This is a genomic window from Streptomyces ochraceiscleroticus, from assembly GCF_000720485.1.
Taxonomy (GTDB): Bacteria; Actinomycetota; Actinomycetes; order Streptomycetales; family Streptomycetaceae; genus Streptomyces; species Streptomyces ochraceiscleroticus.
In genome coordinates this window covers 15,252-34,859 of sequence record NZ_JOAX01000019.1, presented here as the reverse complement: position 1 = coordinate 34,859, position 19,608 = coordinate 15,252, and the positions used below count along the sequence as shown (strand labels likewise).

The window sequence follows — 19,608 nt, the reverse complement described above, 5'->3', positions numbered from 1 at the left end:
CCAGGCCGTCGCACCGGCCCGGGACGACTGGAGAACCGCGTGCCCCCTGTGCACCTCGACCCAGCGACGCCGCCCGGGGGCACCGACCCCCGCCAGTACGCCCGCCTGCTCGCCCAGGCCCACGAGGCGGTACTGAGCGGGATGGCCCCGCCGACGCCGCCCCGGCCGGTCATCGCCCAGTCCTGGGAACGCATGATGGGCACGGGAGTGGACCCCGACCACGGCTCGCCGCCCGGCGCGCTCAGCCCCGAGGAGGTCGAGCGGCAGCGCAGGGCGTGCGGCCTCGGCGACGCGCTGGACACCTTGCGCGGCGGGCTGCTCTCCATCGCCGACGCCGCCTGGCACATCCTGGTGATCGCCGACAGCCAGGGCCGCGTCCTGTGGCGCGGCGGCAGCCGTACGGTCCTGGCGAAGGCGCGGCAACTGGGCTTCGTGGAGGGCGCTTCCTGGACGGAGGAGACCGTCGGCACGAACGCCATCGGCACCGCGCTGGTGACCCGGCGGCCCGTACAGATCCACTCCGCCGAGCACTTCGTCCGTACGCACCACGCCTGGACCTGCGCCGCGGCTCCCATCCGCGGCCCCAAGGACGGCCGGGTGCTCGGCGTGGTCGACGTCAGCGGGCCCGCCACGACCGTGCACCCCAGCACGCTCGCGCTGGTCGACGCGGTGGCCCGGCTCGCCGAGTCCGAGCTGCGCACGGCCCACCTCGGCGAGCTGGAACGGCTGCGGGCGGTCGCCGCGCCGCTGCTCGCCCGGGTCACCGGGCGCGCGGTGGTCACCGACCGGCACGGCTGGGTCGCCGCCGTCACGGGCCTGAGCCCCATCGACCGGCTGCTGCTGCCCCGTACGGTGCACGAGGCGCAGACCTGGCTGCCCGCCCTCGGGCGCTGTGCGGTGGAACCGCTGCCCGGCGGCTGGCTGCTGCGGGTCATCGAGGAGGAGACCGCGGCGCCCGCCCGCGCCGTACTGGACGTCAGCCGCCCGCACCAGGCGTCGCTGACCGTCGAGGGCCCGAGCGGTACGTGGGCCCACGACCTCACCCCGCGCCACGCCGAACTGCTCTTCGTGCTGGCCGCGCACCCGGAGGGCCGCACGGCCGCCGAGCTGGCCGACGACCTGTTCGGGGAGCGCAGCCGTACGGTCACGGTGCGGGCCGAGGTGTCCCGGCTCCGCCGCCGGCTGACGGGACTGCTCCAGCACCGCCCGTACCGCTTCGCCGACGGCGTGACCGTCGACGTCGTACGCCCCGCCCGGCCGGCCGACCTGCTGCCCCACTCCACGGCACCGGCGCTGGCCCGCCTGCGGCGACCGGCCGACGCCTAGGCGCCCAAGTGCAGGGTCCGGTCAGCGGTCGGCGGATCAGTCGGTCAGCCGGTCGGGACCCGGTAGCGTGGTGGAATCATGATGATCACTGGAACGGTCTCCCGCGACGACGAACTGCGCAACTGGCCCGCCGACGAGGCCACGGCCCGCGCCGCCCAGGACCGGCTGCGCCGCCATGTGGTGCTCGACGAGCCGGGCCCCGAGCCCGACTTCGACGGCACGGTGGCAGGAGTGGACGTGGCGTACGACGACGAGCGGGGTGTCGTCGCCGCGGCGGCCGTCGCGCTGGACGCCCGTACGCTGCGCGTCGTCGACGAGGCGACGGCGGTGGGGCCGGTGTCCTTCCCGTATGTTCCCGGGCTGCTCGCCTTCCGGGAGATCCCGACCGTGCTCGACGCGCTCGACCGGCTCGAGCGCGTGCCCGGCCTCGTGGTCTGCGACGGTTACGGGCTCGCCCACCCGCGCCGCTTCGGGCTCGCCAGCCACCTGGGAGTACTCACCGGGCTGCCGGTGATCGGGGTCGGGAAGAACCCGTTCACCTTCACGTACGAAGCGCCGGGGACGGAGCGCGGTGCCACCTCCGCACTGCTGGACGGCGGCGAGGAGGTCGGCCGCGCGCTGCGGACGCGGCGGGGTGTGAAGCCGGTCTTCGTGTCCGTGGGGCACCGTGTCGGGCTGGACCGCGCGTGTGCCCATACGCTGCGGCTGGCGACGAAGTACCGGCAGCCGGAGACCACTCGGGCCGCGGACGCGCTGTGCCGGAAGGCGCTCGCGGAGGCGTGAAGGTGCGGGGCGCGCCCCGCACCCCGCCCGTGCGCCTCAGTCCGAGCTGACCACCCGGAAGCGCATTCCCGCCTTCGTCAGCCGTTCCGTGAGCGCGTCGCCCATGGCGACCGCGGCCGTCACCTGGCCCGCGGTCTCGGGGAGTTCGTCGTACGCGAGGGAGAGGGCCGACTCGGCGAGCATCTTCGCCGTCTCGTCGTATCCGGGGTCGCCGCCCGCGACCTCCGTGACGAGCCGTCGGCCGCCGCCCTCGCCCACGAAGCGGACCTTGAACCAGCTCTTCGCCCGGCGCGCCTCGTCCGGTCCGTCGCCGGGCGCGAGCCGGGCCGACAGCCACCGGCGTGCGGGCGGGAGCTGGGCCAGCCCGGCCGCGACGCTCGCGCCCAGTACGCCTCCGACCGCCACCGGAAGCGACTTGACGCCGGCGTAGTGGCGGTAGCGGAAATCCGGCCCGTACCGCTCCAGCGCGGACGCCGAGCGGGCGACCATCTGCGGGTCGAGGGTCGGCAGCGGTACGCCCCAGACGCCCTGCTCCCGGGTCGGCGTCCCGGGCGCCGCGCGCACCGTACGGCTCACCGGGCGCGGCTCGACGCGCTGCCGCTCCCGGGCGGCGCGCGCCATGCCGAGCGGACGGGACATCGCGGTCAGCGCGGAGGCCAGCGTGCCGCCCGAGAAGGTGGCGTTGGTGCGCACGAAGCCGGCCACGCGCAGCGGTACGCCCTCGGGCAGCAGCCCCACCGTGTAGTGCACGCCGAGGTCGTACGGAATGCAGTCGAAGCCGCAGGCGTGCACCAGGCGCGCGCCCGAGGCGAGCGCCGTCGCGTGATGGCGCAGATACATCCGGTCGACGAATTCCGGCTCGCCGGTGAGGTCCACATAGTCCGTGCCAGCCTCGGCGCAGGCCGCCACCAGCGGCTCGCCGTACTTCAGGTACGGGCCGACGGTGGTGGCCAGCACCCGCGTCGCGGTGGCCACGGCGCGCAGCGACTCGGGGTCGGCGGCGTCGGCGTGCAGCAACGGCAGCTCGGCGCAGGCCGGATGATCCGCCGCCAGCTCGTCGCGGAGCCGCTCCAGCTTCGCCCTGTTGCGCCCGGCCAGCGCCCAGCGGCACCCCTCGGGGGCGTGCGCGGCCAGGTAGGCGGCGGTGAGCCGGCCCGCGAAGCCGGTCGCGCCGAAGAGGACGACGTCGTACGCCCGTCCCGCGGCAGCCTGTCGTCCCATGGTGCGGCCCTTCGGTGTGATCGTGTCGGCAGGTGTCGCACGCTAGGGACGAGCTGTACGTGGCGTCAACACGGCGCTGCGCGCGCCGTGGTGCCAAGATGGCCGCTTCGGCCGGTCACGGGTCTCACTCCGTGCGGTCCGCCTCCCGCCCCATGGTGATCCCGCGGACGCCGTCCAGCTCAGCCAGGCGTTCCAGCAGATCGTGGGGGGAGGCGACGCCCTCCAGGCGGAGCAGTACTTCACTGGCGACCCGGTCGCGTTCTTCCGGCCCGGTCTCGACCTGTACGTCGGTCACCTGGAAGCCGCTGCTGGTGCACATCTCCAGCATCCGGCCGAGCAGGCCGTGCTGAGAGCGGTAGGCGAGCCGGAGTTCGAAGCGCTCCAGGGTCGGGGCCATCGACATCCGGTCGGTGATCTTGGGGAAGCCGCGGACGACGAGGAAGTGCACGGCCGTCGAGGCGAGCGCGAGCAGCGGCAGCCCGCCGCCGCAGGCCATGCCGATGGCGCAGGTCAGCCAGATGGTCGCGGCGGTGGTCAGACCGCGTACCGCGTCCTTCTTCACAAAGATCAGGCCGCCGCCGATGAAGCCGATGCCGGAGACGACCTGTGCGGCGACCCGGGACGGATCGAGTCCGACGCCCTCGATGCCGGCGACCGCCCCGAAGCCGTGGATCGACACCTCCATGAAGAGCGCGCTGCCGACGCCCACGAGGGTGTGGGTGCGCAGCCCCGCGCTCTTCTGGCGCGCCTCGCGTTCCAGCCCGATGAGGGAGGACAGCAGCAGCGCCATGGCCAGCTCGATGATCTGGCGCCAGCCCTGGCCGGTGGCGGGATCGAACAGTGCGGCGGCGAGGTGCGAGTACGGCATCCGGCCATTGTCATCGCTGTGCCCGCGCGAGCAAGGGAGGCGGTCCGGGAACCCGCTCCGCAACCTGCCGGAAGGGGCTTGTGGAAACTGGAACACGTTCTTAACATCACGAGTGTTACAGCATTGGTGTCACAAGCTGGGGGCGCGATGGCGCAGACAGGGAACGGCCCGCTGAGCGGAGTGCGCGTGGTGGAACTCGCCGGTATCGGGCCGGGCCCGTTCGCCGCGATGCACCTCGCCGACCTCGGCGCCGACGTCGTACGCGTGGACCGCCCCGGCGGCTCCGGCATCGGCGTCGATCCGGCGCACGACCTCACCAACCGCGGCAAGCGCTCGGTGCTGGTCGACCTGAAGGCTCCGGAGGGGCCGGGCCAGGTCCTCGGCCTGGCCGAGCGCGCCGACGTACTGATCGAGGGGTACCGGCCGGGTGTTGCCGAGCGGCTCGGCGTCGGCCCCGAGGCGTGCCTCGCCCGCAACCCCCGCCTCGTCTACGGCCGGATGACCGGCTGGGGCCAGGACGGCCCGCTCGCCGACACCGCAGGGCACGACATCGGGTACATCGCGCTCACCGGCGCGCTCGGCATGACCGGCACCGCCGACGGCCCGCCCGTCGCCCCCGCCAACCTCCTCGGCGACTACGCCGGCGGCTCGCTCTACCTCGTCATCGGCATCCTCGCCGCGCTCCAGCACGCGCGCACCGAAGGCGGCAGCGGCCAGGTCGTGGACGCCGCGATCGTCGACGGCACGGCCCACCTCACCACCATGATCCGCGGCATGCTGGAGGCGGGCGCCTGGCAGGACCGGCGCGCCGCCAACCTCCTGGACGGCGGGGCGCCCTTCTACGGGACGTACGAGACGGCCGACGGCGGCCATATGGCCGTCGGCGCCCTGGAGCAGCGGTTCTACGCCGAGTTCCTGCGACTGCTCGGCCTGGCGGACGAGGTGCCTCCGCGCGAGGACTTCGCCCGGTGGGGCGCGCTGCGTACGGCCATCGCCGACCGGTTCCGTACCCGTACGCGCGAGGAGTGGACGGCCGTCTTCGACGGGTCCGACGCGTGCGTGGCGCCCGTGCTGTCGCTGCGCGAGGCGCCGGATCACCCCCATCTCGCGGCCCGCGGCACCTTCGTCCAACACGCCGGTGTCACCCAGCCGGCGCCCGCGCCGCGTTTCTCGCGCACGCCCGGCGCGGTGCGCGGCGGCCCCGCCCTGCCCGGCGCGGACACCGAAGCGGTGGCCCGCGACTGGGACGTCCCCGCCCTGACCACCACCGATCGTCCCGGCGACGGCACCGAGGAAGGCCCGCAACGATGACCCAGCCGACGCAGATGGCGCGCCAGATCTTCACCGAGGACCACGACGCCTTCCGCGAGACCGTGCGCACCTTCCTCAAGAAGGAGGTCGAGCCGCACTACGAGCAGTGGGAGCAGGACGGCATCGTCAGCCGGGAGGCATGGCGCGCCGCCGGCCGCCAGGGGCTGCTGGGGCTCGCCGTGCCCGAGGAGTACGGCGGCGGAGGCAATGCCGACTTCCGCTACTCCGCCGTACTGGCCGAGGAGTTCACCCGGGCCGGCGCCGCGGGCCTGGCCGTCGGCCTGCACAACGACATCATCGGCCCGTACCTCACCTCGCTGGCCACCGAGGAGCAGAAGCGGCGCTGGCTGCCCGGCTTCTGCAGCGGCGAGATCATCACCGCCATCGCCATGACCGAGCCGGGCGCCGGCTCCGACCTCCAGGGCATCAGAACGACCGCCGAGGACCGCGGCGACCACTGGATACTGAACGGCTCCAAGACCTTCATCTCCAACGGCATCCTGGCCGACCTGGTGGTCGTGGTCGCCAGGACGACCCCCGAAGGGGGCGCTCACGGACTCAGTCTGCTGGTCGTCGAGCGCGGCATGGAGGGCTTCGAGAGGGGCCGGAACCTCGACAAGATCGGGCAGAAGGCCCAGGACACCGCCGAGCTGTTCTTCAATGACGTGCGCGTGCCCAAGGAGAACCTGCTCGGCGAGCTGAACGGTGCCTTCATCCACCTGATGACCAATCTCGCGCAGGAGCGGATGGGCATCGCGGTGGCGGGCATCGCCGCGGCCGAGCACCTGCTGGAGATCACCACGCAGTACGTCAAGGAGCGCGAGGCGTTCGGGCGGCCGCTGGCCAAGCTGCAGCACATCCGGTTCGAGATCGCCGAGATGGCCACGGAGTGTGCGGTGACCCGCACTTTCCTGGACCGCTGCATTGTCGACCACTCGGCCGGGCAACTGGATGCCGTACACGCCTCGATGGCCAAGTGGTGGGCCACCGAGCTGCAGAAGCGGGTGGCCGACCGCTGTCTGCAACTGCACGGCGGATACGGCTACATGAACGAGTACCGCGTCGCCAAGGCGTTCACCGACGGCCGCATCCAGACGATCTACGGCGGCACCACCGAGATCATGAAGGAGATCATCGGCCGCTCGCTGCTCGGCTGACCCAGGCTCCGCCACGCCGGGCCCACCCTCACCCCTTTGAAAGGCTGCACACCGTGACTTCCGAAGCGTACGTATACGACGCGATCCGCACCCCGCGCGGCCGCGGCAAGGCCGCCGGCGCGCTGCACGGCACCAAGCCGATCGACCTGGTCGTCGGCCTGATCCACGAAGTACGCCGGCGCTTCCCGGACCTCGACCCGGCCGCCGTGGACGACATCGTGCTCGGCGTCGTCGGCCCGGTCGGCGACCAGGGCTCCGACATCGCCCGCATCGCGGCCATCGCCGCCGGGCTGCCCGACACCGTCGCCGGCGTACAGGAGAACCGCTTCTGCGCCTCCGGCCTGGAGGCCGTCAACCTGGCCGCCGCCAAGGTCCGTTCCGGCTGGGAGGACCTGGTGCTGGCCGGCGGCGTCGAGTCGATGTCGCGCGTGCCGATGGCCTCGGACGGCGGCGCCTGGTTCAACGACCCGATGACCAACCTCGACACCAACTTCGTCCCGCAGGGCATCGGTGCCGACCTCATCGCCACCATCGGGGGCTGGAGCCGCCGCGACGTGGACGAGTACGCCGCGCTGTCCCAGGAGCGGGCCGCCGCGGCCTGGAAGGACGGCCGCTTCAAGCGGTCCGTCGTCCCGGTCACCGACCGCAACGGGCTGACCGTCCTGGACCACGACGAGCACATGCGCCCCGGCACGACCGCCGACTCGCTCGCCTCCCTCAAGCCCTCCTTCGCCGCCATCGGCGACATGGGCGGCTTTGACGCCGTGGCGCTGCAGAAGTACCACTGGGTCGAGTCCATCGACCACGTCCACCACGCGGGCAACTCCTCCGGCATCGTGGACGGCGCGGCGCTGGTCGCGATCGGCTCCAAGGAGGTCGGCGAGCGCTACGGCCTGACCCCGCGCGCCCGGATCATCTCCGCCGCGGTCTCCGGCTCCGAGCCCACCATCATGCTCACCGGCCCGGCCCCCGCCTCCCGCAAGGCGCTCGCCAAGGCCGGCCTGACCATCGACGACATCGACCTGGTCGAGATCAACGAGGCGTTCGCGGCCGTCGTGCTGCGCTTCGTGCAGGACATGGGCCTGAGCCTGGACAAGGTCAACGTCAACGGCGGCGCGATCGCCATGGGCCACCCGCTCGGCGCCACTGGCGCGATGATCCTCGGCACCCTCATCGACGAGCTGGAGCGCCAGGACAAGCGCTACGGCCTGGCCACCCTCTGCGTCGGCGGCGGCATGGGCGTCGCCACCGTCATCGAGCGCCTCTGACCGTCCGTCCCGACCCCTTACGGAGAACGCACCATGAGTGAAGCCAGCACCATCCGCTGGGAGCAGGACGAGACCGGCGTCGTCACCCTCGTCCTCGACGACCCGAGCCAGTCGGCGAACACGATGAACGACGCCTTCAAGACCTCCCTCGCCGCGGTCGCCGACCGTCTGGAGGCCGAGAAGGACACCGTACGCGGCATCATCTTCACCTCCGCCAAGAAGACCTTCTTCGCCGGCGGCGACCTGCGCGAGCTGATCGCCGTCCGCCCGGAGAACGCCCAGCAGGCGTTCGAGGCGGGCCAGGGCATCAAGCGCGACCTGCGCCGCATCGAGACGCTCGGCAAGCCCGTCGTCGCGGCCATCAACGGCGCGGCGCTGGGCGGCGGTTACGAGATCGCGCTCGCCTGCCACCACCGCGTCGCGCTCGACACCCCCGGCACCAAGATCGGCCTGCCCGAGGTCACCCTCGGCCTGCTCCCGGCCGGCGGCGGCGTCGCCCGTACGGTACGGCTGCTCGGCATCGCCGACGCGCTGCTGAAGGTCCTCCTCCAGGGCACCCAGTACAACGCCACGCGCGCGAAGGACAACGGGCTGATCCACGAGGTCGCCGAGACCCCCGAGGACCTGCTCGCCAAGGCCCGCGCGTTCATCGACGCCCACCCCGAATCCCAGCAGCCCTGGGACGTCAAGGGGTACAAGATCCCCGGCGGCACGCCCTCGAACCCGAAGTTCGCTGCGAACCTCCCGGCGTTCCCCGCCAACCTCAAGAAGCAGCTCAACGGCGCTCCGTACCCGGCCCCGCGCAACATCCTCGCGGCCGCCGTCGAGGGCTCCCAGGTCGACTTCGAGACCGCGCAGACCATCGAGGCGCGGTACTTCGTGGAGCTGGTCACCGGCCAGACCTCCAAGAACATGATCCAGGCGTTCTTCTTCGACCTCCAGGCCGTCAACTCCGGGGCCAACCGCCCGAAGGGCATCGAGGAGCGCAAGGTCACCAAGGTCGCCGTGCTCGGCGCCGGCATGATGGGCGCGGGCATCGCATACAGCTGCGCCAGGGCCGGTATCGAGGTCGTGCTGAAGGACGTCACCCCGGAGGCCGCGGCGAAGGGCAAGGCGTACAGCGAAGGACTGCTCGCCAAGGCGCTTGCCAAGGGGCGCACGACCGAGGCCAAGCGCGACGAGCTGCTCGCCCGCATCACCCCGACCGCCGACCCGCAGGACCTGGCGGGCTGTGACGCCGTCATCGAGGCGGTGTTCGAGGACACCGCGCTCAAGCACAAGGTGTTCCAGGAGATCGAGGGCATCGTCGCGCCCGACGCGCTGCTGTGCTCCAACACCTCCACCCTGCCGATCACCGGCCTCGCCGAAGGCGTCCAGCGCAAGCAGGACTTCATCGGCCTGCACTTCTTCTCGCCGGTCGACAAGATGCCGCTGGTGGAGATCATCAAGGGCGAGCGGACCGGCGACGAGGCGCTGGCCCGCGCCTTCGACCTGGTACGCCAGATCCGCAAGACCCCCATCGTGGTCAACGACAGCCGCGGCTTCTTCACCTCCCGCGTCATCGGCCACTTCATCAACGAGGGCGTGGCGATGGTCGCCGAGGGCGTCGACCCGGCCTCCGTCGAGCAGGCCGCGGGCCAGGCCGGCTACCCGGCCAAGGTGCTCTCCCTGATGGACGAGCTGACGCTGACCCTGCCGCGGAAGATCCGCAACGAGACCCGCAAGGCGATCGAGGAGGCGGGCGGAAGCTGGGCGCCGCATCCCGGGGACGCGCTGATCGACCGCATGGTCGACGAGTTCGGACGGCCGGGGCGCAGCGGGGGCGCGGGCTTCTACGAGTACGGCGAGGACGGCAAGCGGAAGGGCCTGTGGCCCGGACTGCGGGAGCACTACGCCAAGCCGGACGCGGAGATCCCGTTCAAGGACATGCAGGAGCGGATGCTCTTCGCCGAGGCCCTGGACACCGTGCGCCTCTTCGAGGAAGGCGTGCTGACCTCGGTCGCCGACGCCAACATCGGCTCCATCTTCGGCATCGGCTTCCCCGGCTGGACCGGCGGCGTGATGCAGTACATCAACGGGTACGAGGGCGGCGTGGCCGGCTTCGTGGCCCGCGCCAAGGAGCTCCAGGCGGCGTACGGCGAGCGGTTCGCGCCGTCGGCGCTGCTGCTGGAGAAGGCGGCGAAGGGCGAGCGCTTCAGCGACTGACGGAGGTGGGGGCGGGTCGCGCGGCGGCCCGCTCCCTCACCGCCCGCCGAACCACTCCCGCAGCTCTTCCTTCATCGACCGCTGAAAGGCTGTGACCAGCGCCTGTACGACCAGCGGCTGCATATCCGCGGAGAGGGACTTGCGCCGGGCCACCTCGGCGGCGTCCGGCCCGCCGTCCTCGTACGCGGCCCCGACCTCGTCCCTGAACAGCCGGCTCAGTTCCCGGGCCGCCGAGCGGGTGTGCTCCAGCACGACCGTACGGGCCGCGAGGATCGTCTCCAGCGCGATCGGCACGTCCAGCAGCCGCACGCCGAGCTGCAGCAGCCCCGGATCCACCTGGAAGACGCCGGCCTCCTCGGTGCGCACCAGCACGCTCATCGCGGCCAGCCGGTCCAGGTCCTGGTCGGTGAGCGACCGGCCCACCCGCCGCTCCAGCTGCGCGAGCGACTGCTCCTCGGCCCGGTCCGGGAGCCAGCCGGCGACCAGGGCGCGGTGAATGGCGAGGTCCTCGGCGCTGAGGTCGGGCGGCAGCTGCTCCAGGTACCGTTCGATCGCCGACAGCGTCATGCCCTGGTGCTGCAGCTCCTCGATGAGCGCGAGCCGGGAGAGGTGGCCGGGGCCGTACCGGCCGACGCGGCGCGGGCCGATCTCCGGCGGCGGGAGCAGCCCGCGGGTGCTGTAGAACCGGATCGTACGGACCGTGACACCGGCCCGGGCGGCCAGCTCGTCGACGGTCAGGCTCAGGTCGGCAGCGGACTCCATCATGTTGGACAGTATTGCTGTCTCACCAGCTTTGTCACCACTCCGACGGGTGACGCACCCCCGGTTCCTCGTCGTCCCGCCGTCCGTTGTCAGTAGCGTCCCTCCCGTTACTGAGCTCCCCGGGGGACGCATGCTCGAACTCAGCGATGACCCGTTCACCGTGCGCGTACTGGTCTTGGGGCCGTCCGGATCAGGCAAGACCGTCTACCTCTCCAGCCTCTTCAAGCGCCTCCAGGTGCAGAGCAGCGCCGCGGTCTTCCTGGAGTGCTCGCACGCGCAGCGCATCGAGCTGATGGACATCTACCGCCAGGTGCGGGACCGCGAGGAGTGGCCGGCCTCCACGCGCGTGCACAACGGCCGCGAGTACACCTTCGACTGCAAGACCCGGCGCAGCACCAAGAACCACTCGGTGCTGCGGATCAAGTACCTGGACTACGCGGGCGAGCTGCTGACGGAAGCCACCGAGGACGACGCCGCCTCGCGGGCCCAGGAGGAGCTGACCGAGCGGCTGGTGGCCGCGGACACGATCCTGTGCCTGCTGGACGGGCAGTATGTGCGCGAGCTCCTGGTCGGCACCGAAGCGGGCCTCGACCACTTCCACCACGAGATGTCGATGATCTTCGGGCTGCTGCAGTCGGCGGAGAAGCCGGTGCACTTCGTGATCACCAAGTGGGATCTGCTCGCCGGGCACGCCCCCACGGAAGGGGCGTCCCTGGCCGCGGTCCGGGACGCGCTGTGCGCCGTCGAGGAGTTCGCGCACCTCGTGGGGAACGTCGCTATGGCCGGCAACGAATACGCGCCCGCCGTCCGGCTGCTGCCGGTCAGCTCGGTGGGCCCCGACTACGCGACGCTGGAGCCGGACGGCCGGATGCGCAAGCAGCGGGGGGCGGCGCCGCACCCGCAGTACGTCGAGGTGCCGTTTCTCGCGATCCTGCCCGACATCTTCGCCTCGATCCTCGGGCAGCTGGACGACGCCACCCGCCGCCGGCTCATCGAAGACATCCAGATCGGGACCGCGCTCACCGCGGCGGAGAGAATCAAGTGGCTGAGCGGCATGCTCAGCACCCGGCTCAGCAAGGCCCTCACCGGCGCCCTGGGTGCCGTGGTCGGCGGGAAGAGGCTGGACAAGGTGAGCGAGGCCGCGGTGGAGATGTTCGCCAGCCGGCTGACGGAGCCGGGCGACATCAAGATGGGCCTGCGGGAGCGTGAGCTGGGAAAGGTCGACCGGCTCACCGAGGAGGCGGCCTCCGCGCGGCGGATCGCGATGGACCGCATGAACGCCGAACTGGCCTCCTTCGTGGCCAAGATGCCGGCCTCCGTACTGCGCGACGGCGAGGCGCCGTGAGCCGCAGGGGGTCCCGGGACGCCGGCTGCTGGCCCTTCCTGGTGGCGCGCGGCCGGAGGGTGGGGCAGCGCACGCTGCTCGTGCCGCGCTTCCTGAGCGAGCGCAATCTGTCCGGGCTGCTGCGCGACGCGATCACCGGCAGCCTGACGCAGGAGGGGGAGAGCCGGCACGCGGAGGCGGCGCTGCCGGGCGGCGGGCGCATCGGACTCTCGTACCGCATCGTCCAGGCGTCGCCGCCCGGCGCGGACGGGGTGGTGCTGCGCGACCGCAGCGGCCGGCCCATCGAGCTCGCGTACGGCGTGGTCGTCACCGGGGGATCGGGCGCGCGGGCGCGGATGTCCGTGGCGGACACCGACCTGCCGGGGCTGCGGCCGATGGTGCTGGACGTCTTCGCGCGCTTCCTGGAGGACGAGCGGGCGTTCCCGCCGGCGGTCTCCGCGCGGGTGCCGGTGGCGGAGCTGGCGGCGGGGACGGTACCGGTGCCGGAGCCCGGGCGGGCGGGGGAGTCGGCGCCCGCCACGTCCGGCCGCAAGGATGCCTCCGACGCCCCGGCAGGGGCCGAGAAGGCGGTACCGGGGTCCGGGGCGGCCGCAGGGGCGCAGCAGGGCGAGGGCAGCACCGAGGACGGCCCCGAGGACCGCCTCGGCCTGGTCGAGCGACTCGTGGCGCTGCTCAGGGGGCCCGGCGGCGGCCTGTGGGCGGTCGTCCTGCTGGCCGGCTGGCCGCTGGCGGCAGTACTGGCGCTGGTACTGATCCTGAAGGACTGAGGGAGGCCGTCGGACCGGTCCTCAACCGGTCCTCAAGGGCTCGGACGAGCTCCGCAGTCGACCGTCTGTGATCTCTTTCACAGACGGATGCCCGGACTTCGGGGAAGGTGTGCGGTCGGTCCGGCTCGCGCGATCCGCAGCAGCCGGCCGTCGCTCCACCGCCCTCCCGAAAGCGAGATGACGCACCTGTGAGCACGCAAACCGTCCAGGAAGACGCCTACCGGCCGCCGGACGGGGGGAACGGCTCCGCCCCGCACGACGCGGGCGACGCCGGATACAGCAAGGGCCTCAAGGCCCGGCACATCAACATGATCGCCATCGGCGGCGCGATCGGCACCGGCCTCTTCCTCGGCGCCGGCGGCCGGCTGCACTCCGCGGGGCCCGCGCTGGCCATCGCCTACGCGGTCTGCGGCCTCTTCGCCTTCTTCGTCGTGCGGGCGCTCGGCGAACTGGTGCTGCACCGCCCCTCCTCCGGCTCCTTCGTCTCCTACGCCCGTGAGTTCCTGGGCGAGAAGGGCGCCTACGTGGCGGGCTGGATGTACGTCGTGAACTGGTCGACCACCGGTATCGCCGACATCACGGCCATCGCGCTCTACACGCACTACTGGAGCATGTTCACCGATATCCCGCAGTGGGTGATGGCGCTGATCGCCCTCGCGGTCGTGCTGGCCGTGAACCTGATCTCGGTGAAGATCTTCGGCGAGCTGGAGTTCTGGTTCGCGATCATCAAGGTCGCGGCGCTGGTCGCCTTCATGCTCATCGGCATCTTCCTGCTGTCCACCCAGCACCCCGTGGGCGGCCATACGCCGGGCCTCGACCTGATCACCGACAACGGCGGCCTCTTCCCGACCGGCCTGCTCCCGGTCGTGATCGTGCTCCAGGGAGTCGTCTTCGCGTACTCCGCCGTCGAGCTGGTCGGCGTCACCGCGGGCGAGACCAGCGAGCCGGAGAAGGTCGTGCCGAAGGCCGTCAACTCCATCATGTGGCGGGTCGGCGTCTTCTACGTCGGCTCGGTCGTGCTGCTCACGATGCTGCTGCCGTGGAACAAGTTCACCGACGGGGAGAGCCCCTTCGTCACCGTGCTGTCCAACGTCGGCGTGCCGTACGCGGGCGACGTCATGAACCTCGTCGTCCTGACCGCCGCGATGTCCAGCCTCAACTCCGGCCTCTACTCGACCGGGCGCATCCTGCGCTCGATGTCGATGTCCGGGTCCGCGCCCAAGTTCGTCGGCCGGATGAACCGCCACCAGGTTCCGTACGGCGGCATCATGCTCACCTCCGCGGTGTGTGTGCTGGGCGTCGGCCTGAACTACTTCCTGCCGGAAGAAGCGTTCGAGATCGTCATCAATATCGCGGCGCTGGGTGTCATCAGCACCTGGGTCGTGATCATGATCTGTCACATGGTGTTCGTCCGCCGCTCCCGTGCGGGGCTGGCCGACCGGCCGAAGTTCCGGCTGCCCGGTACGCCGGTCACGGACATCGCCACGATCGTCTTCCTGCTCGGCGTCATCGTCCTGATGTGGTTCGACGGCGGCGTCGGCCGGCAGACCGTGATGCTGATCCCGGTCCTCGCGGCGGCCCTGGTCATCGGCTGGTTCGCGGTCCGCGGCAAGGTGGCGCGGATCGCGGCGGAGCGGGCGGCCCTGGACGGGCCCGACGCGCCGAAGATCCCCGGGCAGCGCTGACCCTCCCGGAGTTCACAGCGGTTTCCGCGGCCGCGTTCGCCTTTCCGGCGAGCGCGGCCGCGGGCGTTCCGGCGGCTCTGCCGCGGCCGGCCGGGCGGTGGTCGTCAGCCCGCCGTCACCGGATAGTGGTCCGACAGATTGGTGTACGTGTAGTCCTTGCCGCCGCTGGTGACCGTCCAGGGGGCGCTGGTCTCCTTGACGACCTCGTTCTGCCAGTTGGCGGGGCGGGCGTGGCCGTTGCGGTGCAGCACGTGGTCCAGGTCCTCGCGGGGATCGTTGGGATACCGGTCCTTCGCGATGGAGTTCTCCTGGGTGTCGAAGGAGTACGGGTGGCCGGTGCGGGCGTCGGCGGGCGCCAGATCGGCCGCCTTGAGCATCGCCCCGTACTCGTCACCGCGGGAGTCGACGTTGAAGTCGCCCGCGACCATGACCTCCTCGTCGGCCGGGATGTTCTTGGCGTCCAGGAAGGCATCCATCTCGGTGAACTGCTTCGCGCGGGTCGTGGCGGCCTCGCCCGCGGCGCAGCCGGGGTCGGTGGACTGCGTGTGGGTGCCGACGACGTGCACCTTCGTGCCGTTCACGTTCAGTACGGCGTAGACGAAGCCCTTGTTGGAGTAGGAGTCGGAGCCGCACGCGTCCTTGTAGACGTACTGCTCCTTGCGGAGCACCGGCCACTTGCTGAGCAGGGTGACGCCGCCGTCCTCCGGGGTGAGCGAGGAGTACGCGCCTCCGGTGGCGTCCCAGCCGTCCTTGCCGCGGCCCACCACCGGGGTCTGGTACGGGTACGCCGCGGCGGCGTTCGCCTTCAGGGCGTCGGAGGAAGAGTTGTCGAACGCCTCCTGGAGGACGACGACGTCCTGGCCGCGGAAGAAGTCCGCCGCGGGGATCTCCTTCGCGCGGTGGTCCTGGCCCCAGTTGGGGTAGAGCGTCTTGCTGAACAGGAATGCGTTGTACGTGAGGACCTTGAGCGCGGGGGTGTCCGCGGCGGCGGCCGGTGCGGCCGTTGCGGTGGCGGCCGTGAGGAGCGGCGACGAGGCGACGGCGATCGCGGTGGCGAGGACGGCGGCGCGGTGACGTCGCGGCGTGGAGTGCGGCACTGAATCTCCCTGTGGGGTAGGGGTGTTGATCCGGCGCCGCACATCCAATCAGCAGTCATTACCTTCTGGTAACCGCCGGTCGGCGGGGAGATTTACTCCGGGCGGTGGCCATCCTGCGCATGGACGTCGCCGTGCGCGTGGACGTCGTTCGTCGCAGCGATCGACTTCCAGGACTTCGGCCGCTCCGCGCGGGTCTCGGCGGCCGCGATCGTGGCGCCCTTCGCCGCCGGGGCCGACGGCTTGGCGGGCTGGTACAGCCAGGTGTCGAAGAAGGCGGCGAGCGGCTTGCCGGACTTCTCCTCGGCGAACTTCACGAAGTCGGCGACCGAGGCGTTGCCGTACTTGTTCTCGGTCGGCCAGGACTTGAGGATCGAGAAGAAGGTCTTGTCGCCGAGCTTGTTGCGCAGCGCCTGGAGGGCCAGCGCGCCCCGGTCGTAGACCGCGATGTCGAACTGGTTGTCCGGGCCCGGGTCGCCCGGCTTCACCGTCCAGAAGGCGTCGTCGGCGGGGTGCTGGTCGTACACGTAGTCCGCCAGCTCCTGCGCCGTGCCCTCGCCCTCCTTCTCCGACCACAGCCACTGGCTGTAGCGCGCGAAGCCCTCGTTGACCCAGATGTCCTTCCAGTCCTTGAGCGAGACGCTGTCGCCGTACCACTGGTGGGCCAGCTCGTGGACGACGACGGAGACGTTGGTGCCCGCGTCGAACGCCTTCTTGCCGTAGAAGGGGCGGGTCTGGGTCTCCAGCGCGTAACCGGCCGGGACGTTCGGTACGTAACCGCCGAGTGCGTTGAACGGGTACGGACCGAAGACGGTCTCCAGCCACTCCGCGACCTCGGTGGTGCGCTCGATGCTGGACTTCGCCGCGCCCTCGTTGCTCCCGAGGTCCTTGCTGACGGCGTTGATGACCGGCAGGCCGTTCGCCGTGGTGTCCTTGGTGATGTCGAACTTGCCGACCGCGAGTGTGGTCAGATACGTCGCCTGCGGCTTGTCCGAGCGCCAGTTGTAGCGCGTCCAGCCGAGCTTGGAGGACTGCGAGAGCAGCAAGCCGTTGCTGAGCGCCTGGGTGCCGTCCGGCACGGCCACCGAGATGTCGTACGTGGCCTTGTCGGTGGGGTGGTCGTTGCTCGGGTACCACCAGACCGCCGAGTCCGGCTCCTGCGCGACCACGCCGCCGTCGGGGGTGCGCGCCCAGGCCGTGAAGCCGTCGATCTTCAGCTCGGAGGGCTTGCCCGCGTAGCGCACGACGACGCTGATGTCCTTGCCCTTGGGCAGCGGCGCGGCCGGCGTCACCTCCAGCTCGTGCTTGCCGGACGCCTTGAAGGCCGCCTTCTTGCCGTTGACGCGGACCTCGCTGACCTTCAGGCCGAAGTCGAGGTTGAAGCGCGAGAGGTCCTGCGTGGTCTTCGCGAGGAGGGTCGCGGTGCCCTCCAGCAGGTCCGTCTTCGGCTGGTACTTCAGGCGCAGGTCGTAGTGGGAGACGTCGTACCCGCCGTTGCCGCTCTCGGGGTAGTACGAGTCACCCACGCCCGGCGCGCCGGGGGAGTAGTCGGCAGCCGATGCCGGGATCGCCAGCAGCAGGCTGAGCGCGGCGGCGCCCGGCACGAGGAGTCTGTGACGCACGAGTCCTCCAACTCGTCGGAGAGGCCGGTCGGTTCCGGCCTTCGTGGGGGGTGGTGCCGATCCTGGTCGGGATCGCTTCTGACCCTATGTACTGCCGCGCCCCACGTCAGGTGCATGGCCATATCTGACACATGACCGACATCGGGTCGTCATGGTCACTTCCGTCCCTGCCGCACCCTTACGTACCCGCCTGGCCTCGCGCTACGGTCCCGCGGGTGACCATACGCACGCGGCTGGGCCGCACACCGTGGCAAGCGTTCGTCGTGGCGGCCACCGCCGCCTTACTGGCCGTCCTGCTCCCGCCCGGCGGCGTCGCGCAGGCCGCACCCGGCGCCTCCGGGGAGAGCAGACCCGTGTACTCCTACGACCGCGCCATCCGCGAGTCGGTATGGGTGGACACCAGGATCGACGGCGACTCGGACGGCAGGACCGACCGGGTCGCCGTCGACATCGTCCGGCCGCGCGAACCGGCGCAGCAGGGCCGCCGGATACCCGTGATCATGGACGCGAGTCCGTACTACTCCTGCTGCGGCCGCGGCAACGAGAGCCAGAAGAAGACCTACGGCGCCGACGGCCGCCCCGTGCAGTTCCCGCTCTTCTACGACAACTACTTCGTGCCGCGCGGCTATGCGACGGTCCTGGTCGACCTGGCCGGCACCAACCACTCCGACGGCTGCGTGGACGTCGGCGGCCGCTCCGACGTGCAGTCCGCGAAGGCCGTCGTGGACTGGCTGGCCGGCCGCGCCCGCGGCTACGACGCCCCCACGGGCGGGAAACGGGTCGCCGCCGACTGGTCCAACGGCAGGACCGGCATGATCGGCAAGAGTTACGACGGCACGGTGGCCAACGGTGTCGCCGCCACCGGTGTGCCGAACCTGAAGACCATCGTGCCCATCGGCGCCATCTCCTCCTGGTACGACTACTACTTCTCCCAGGGCGCGCCGCTCTACGACTCCGGCCCCGAGTGGCTGTCCGACTACGTCGAGAGCCCGGCGGCCCGCACCCGCTGCGCCGCCGTACAGAAGCAGCTCGTCGACGGCGCGCCGCGCACCGGCGACTGGACGGACCTGTGGGACGCGCGCGACTACGTGAAGGACGCGCGCAAGGTGAAGGCCAGCGTCTTCGTTGTGCACGGCATGCAGGACCTCAATGTCCGCACCAAGCACTTCGGGCAGTGGTGGGACGCGCTGGCGAAGAACGGCGTCGAGCGCAAGATCTGGCTCTCCCGGACCGGGCACGTCGATCCGTTCGACTTCCGGCGCACGGACTGGGTTCCGGCACTGCACCGGTGGTTCGACCACTACCTGATGGGTTACGAGAACGGCGTCGACCGCGCCCCGATGGCCGACATCGAGCGGGCGCCCGGGGAGTGGTCGATGGACCGCGTCTGGCCCGCGCCCGGCACGGCAGCACGTACGACCCTGCGGCCCGGCAAGGGCGAGCAGCCCGGTGTCGGGGTGCTCGGGACGAAGCCCGCGCCGCCCGGCGCCACCGAGACCTTCACCGACGACCCGAAGCTGAGCGAGACCGACTGGGCGGCGCACGCCGACCAACCGACCGCCGCCAAGGCCGCGTTCAGCACCGCGCCGCTGGCGGCACCGCTGCGCCTGTCCGGCTCCGGCAAGGTCACCGTGACCGCCACCCCGTCCACCGCCACCGCCCACCTCTCGGCCGTACTGGTCGACCTCGGCCCCGCCACCGTCCGCGACTACGCGGGGGAGGGTGAAGGCATCACCACGCTGGACCGGCGCACCTGCTGGGGCGCGAGCCGGGACGGCGACAGCGCCTGCTTCAAGGAGACCGCGCCCGACACCGAGAAGGTGCGGCAGACCGTCTTCAGCCGCGGCTGGGCCGACCTCGGCACGTACGCCGACCCGCACAAGGGCCGCCCGCTGACGCCCGGCAAGCCGTACACGATCACCGTGGACCTGGCCGCCACCGACCATGTCGTGCCCGCCGGGCACCGGCTCGCGCTGATCGTGGGCGGCACGGACGCCGGGCTCATCGACCCGCCGTCCACCCGGCCGACGCTCGCCCTCGACCTGTCCCGCACCAAGGCCGAACTGCCGCTCACGGGCGCAACGCGCGCTCTCTCCGGTACGCCCAAGGCCACGCACACCGAGGCAGGGCCGCTCGCCGGACTGGACGCGCCGCGTCCCGGCCGGCCCGTACCGGACGCCCGCTGACCACCGGG

The 19,608-nt window shown here is 71.6% G+C and carries 15 protein-coding genes; 10 read left to right on the top strand and 5 right to left on the bottom strand.

From position 1 onward, the window contains the following. Nucleotides 1-39 precede the first annotated feature (39 nt). On the top strand, nucleotides 40-1,326 hold the full coding sequence (locus tag IG84_RS0122690; protein ID WP_037800757.1) for a GAF domain-containing protein: 1,287 nt from the start codon (nucleotides 40-42) through the stop codon (nucleotides 1,324-1,326). Nucleotides 1,327-1,404: 78 nt separating this feature from the next. Next, on the top strand, nucleotides 1,405-2,109 hold the full coding sequence (locus IG84_RS0122685; RefSeq protein WP_031060254.1) for an endonuclease V: 705 nt from the start codon (nucleotides 1,405-1,407) through the stop codon (nucleotides 2,107-2,109). Between the two features lie 36 nt (nucleotides 2,110-2,145). Here the strand turns inward: IG84_RS0122685 and IG84_RS0122680 are convergent, their stop codons facing one another. Both IG84_RS0122680 and IG84_RS0122675 read right to left on the bottom strand, forming a co-directional pair. Then, complete coding sequence (locus tag IG84_RS0122680; RefSeq protein ID WP_031060251.1) at nucleotides 2,146-3,330, bottom strand: saccharopine dehydrogenase family protein; 1,185 nt, start codon at nucleotides 3,328-3,330, stop codon at nucleotides 2,146-2,148. 124 nt (nucleotides 3,331-3,454) lie between these two features. Beyond that, nucleotides 3,455-4,198, bottom strand: coding sequence for an MgtC/SapB family protein (locus tag IG84_RS0122675; protein WP_031060248.1), 744 nt, complete (start codon nucleotides 4,196-4,198; stop codon nucleotides 3,455-3,457). A 147-nt stretch (nucleotides 4,199-4,345) separates the two neighbouring features. On the opposite strand from IG84_RS0122675, the gene IG84_RS0122670 reads away from it, so the two are divergent. The 4 genes from IG84_RS0122670 to IG84_RS0122655 are packed head-to-tail and all read left to right on the top strand — an operon-like array spanning nucleotide 4,346 to nucleotide 10,139. Next, nucleotides 4,346-5,509: a CaiB/BaiF CoA transferase family protein gene (locus IG84_RS0122670; RefSeq protein ID WP_078649230.1), complete on the top strand. Its 1,164-nt coding sequence runs from the start codon at nucleotides 4,346-4,348 to the stop codon at nucleotides 5,507-5,509. Between the two features lie 14 nt (nucleotides 5,510-5,523). Then, entirely contained in the window at nucleotides 5,524-6,666 is a 1,143-nt protein-coding gene (locus IG84_RS0122665; protein ID WP_031060243.1) for an acyl-CoA dehydrogenase family protein, read from the top strand. 53 nt (nucleotides 6,667-6,719) lie between these two features. Continuing rightward, nucleotides 6,720-7,934 carry an acetyl-CoA C-acetyltransferase gene (locus tag IG84_RS0122660; protein ID WP_031060240.1) on the top strand — a complete coding sequence of 405 codons (1,215 nt, stop codon included), beginning with the start codon at nucleotides 6,720-6,722 and terminating at the stop codon, nucleotides 7,932-7,934. Nucleotides 7,935-7,967: 33 nt separating this feature from the next. Next, complete coding sequence (locus IG84_RS0122655) at nucleotides 7,968-10,139, top strand: 3-hydroxyacyl-CoA dehydrogenase NAD-binding domain-containing protein (RefSeq protein ID WP_031060236.1); 2,172 nt, start codon at nucleotides 7,968-7,970, stop codon at nucleotides 10,137-10,139. 36 nt (nucleotides 10,140-10,175) lie between these two features. Here IG84_RS0122655 and IG84_RS0122650 read toward each other — a convergent pair whose 3' ends face one another. After that, nucleotides 10,176-10,904: a MerR family transcriptional regulator gene (locus IG84_RS0122650; protein ID WP_031060232.1), complete on the bottom strand. Its 729-nt coding sequence runs from the start codon at nucleotides 10,902-10,904 to the stop codon at nucleotides 10,176-10,178. Between the two features lie 127 nt (nucleotides 10,905-11,031). Here IG84_RS0122650 and IG84_RS0122645 point away from each other — a divergent pair, with 127 nt between their 5' ends. The 3 genes from IG84_RS0122645 to IG84_RS0122635 all read left to right on the top strand — a co-directional run bounded on the left by IG84_RS0122645 (nucleotide 11,032) and on the right by IG84_RS0122635 (nucleotide 14,698). After that, nucleotides 11,032-12,246 carry a TRAFAC clade GTPase domain-containing protein gene (locus IG84_RS0122645; RefSeq protein WP_031060229.1) on the top strand — a complete coding sequence of 405 codons (1,215 nt, stop codon included), beginning with the start codon at nucleotides 11,032-11,034 and terminating at the stop codon, nucleotides 12,244-12,246. Continuing rightward, nucleotides 12,243-13,013: a hypothetical protein gene (locus tag IG84_RS0122640; RefSeq protein WP_157848930.1), complete on the top strand. Its 771-nt coding sequence runs from the start codon at nucleotides 12,243-12,245 to the stop codon at nucleotides 13,011-13,013. The genes IG84_RS0122645 and IG84_RS0122640 overlap by 4 nt, the downstream gene beginning before the upstream one ends. Before the next feature lie 188 nt (nucleotides 13,014-13,201). After that, nucleotides 13,202-14,698, top strand: a complete 1,497-nt coding sequence (locus IG84_RS0122635; protein ID WP_051862244.1) for an amino acid permease — start codon at nucleotides 13,202-13,204, stop codon at nucleotides 14,696-14,698. A 104-nt stretch (nucleotides 14,699-14,802) separates the two neighbouring features. Here the strand turns inward: IG84_RS0122635 and sph are convergent, their stop codons facing one another. Next, complete coding sequence (sph, locus tag IG84_RS0122630; RefSeq protein WP_031060223.1) at nucleotides 14,803-15,795, bottom strand: sphingomyelin phosphodiesterase; 993 nt, start codon at nucleotides 15,793-15,795, stop codon at nucleotides 14,803-14,805. A 92-nt stretch (nucleotides 15,796-15,887) separates the two neighbouring features. Beyond that, on the bottom strand, nucleotides 15,888-17,414 hold the full coding sequence (locus tag IG84_RS0122625; protein ID WP_031060222.1) for a M1 family metallopeptidase: 1,527 nt from the start codon (nucleotides 17,412-17,414) through the stop codon (nucleotides 15,888-15,890). A gap of 215 nt (nucleotides 17,415-17,629) precedes the next feature. On the opposite strand from IG84_RS0122625, the gene IG84_RS0122620 reads away from it, so the two are divergent. After that, a complete protein-coding gene (locus IG84_RS0122620) occupies nucleotides 17,630-19,600 on the top strand; it encodes a Xaa-Pro dipeptidyl-peptidase (protein WP_051862241.1) in 1,971 nt (656 codons plus the stop codon). The last annotated feature ends 8 nt before the right edge of the window (nucleotides 19,601-19,608 follow it).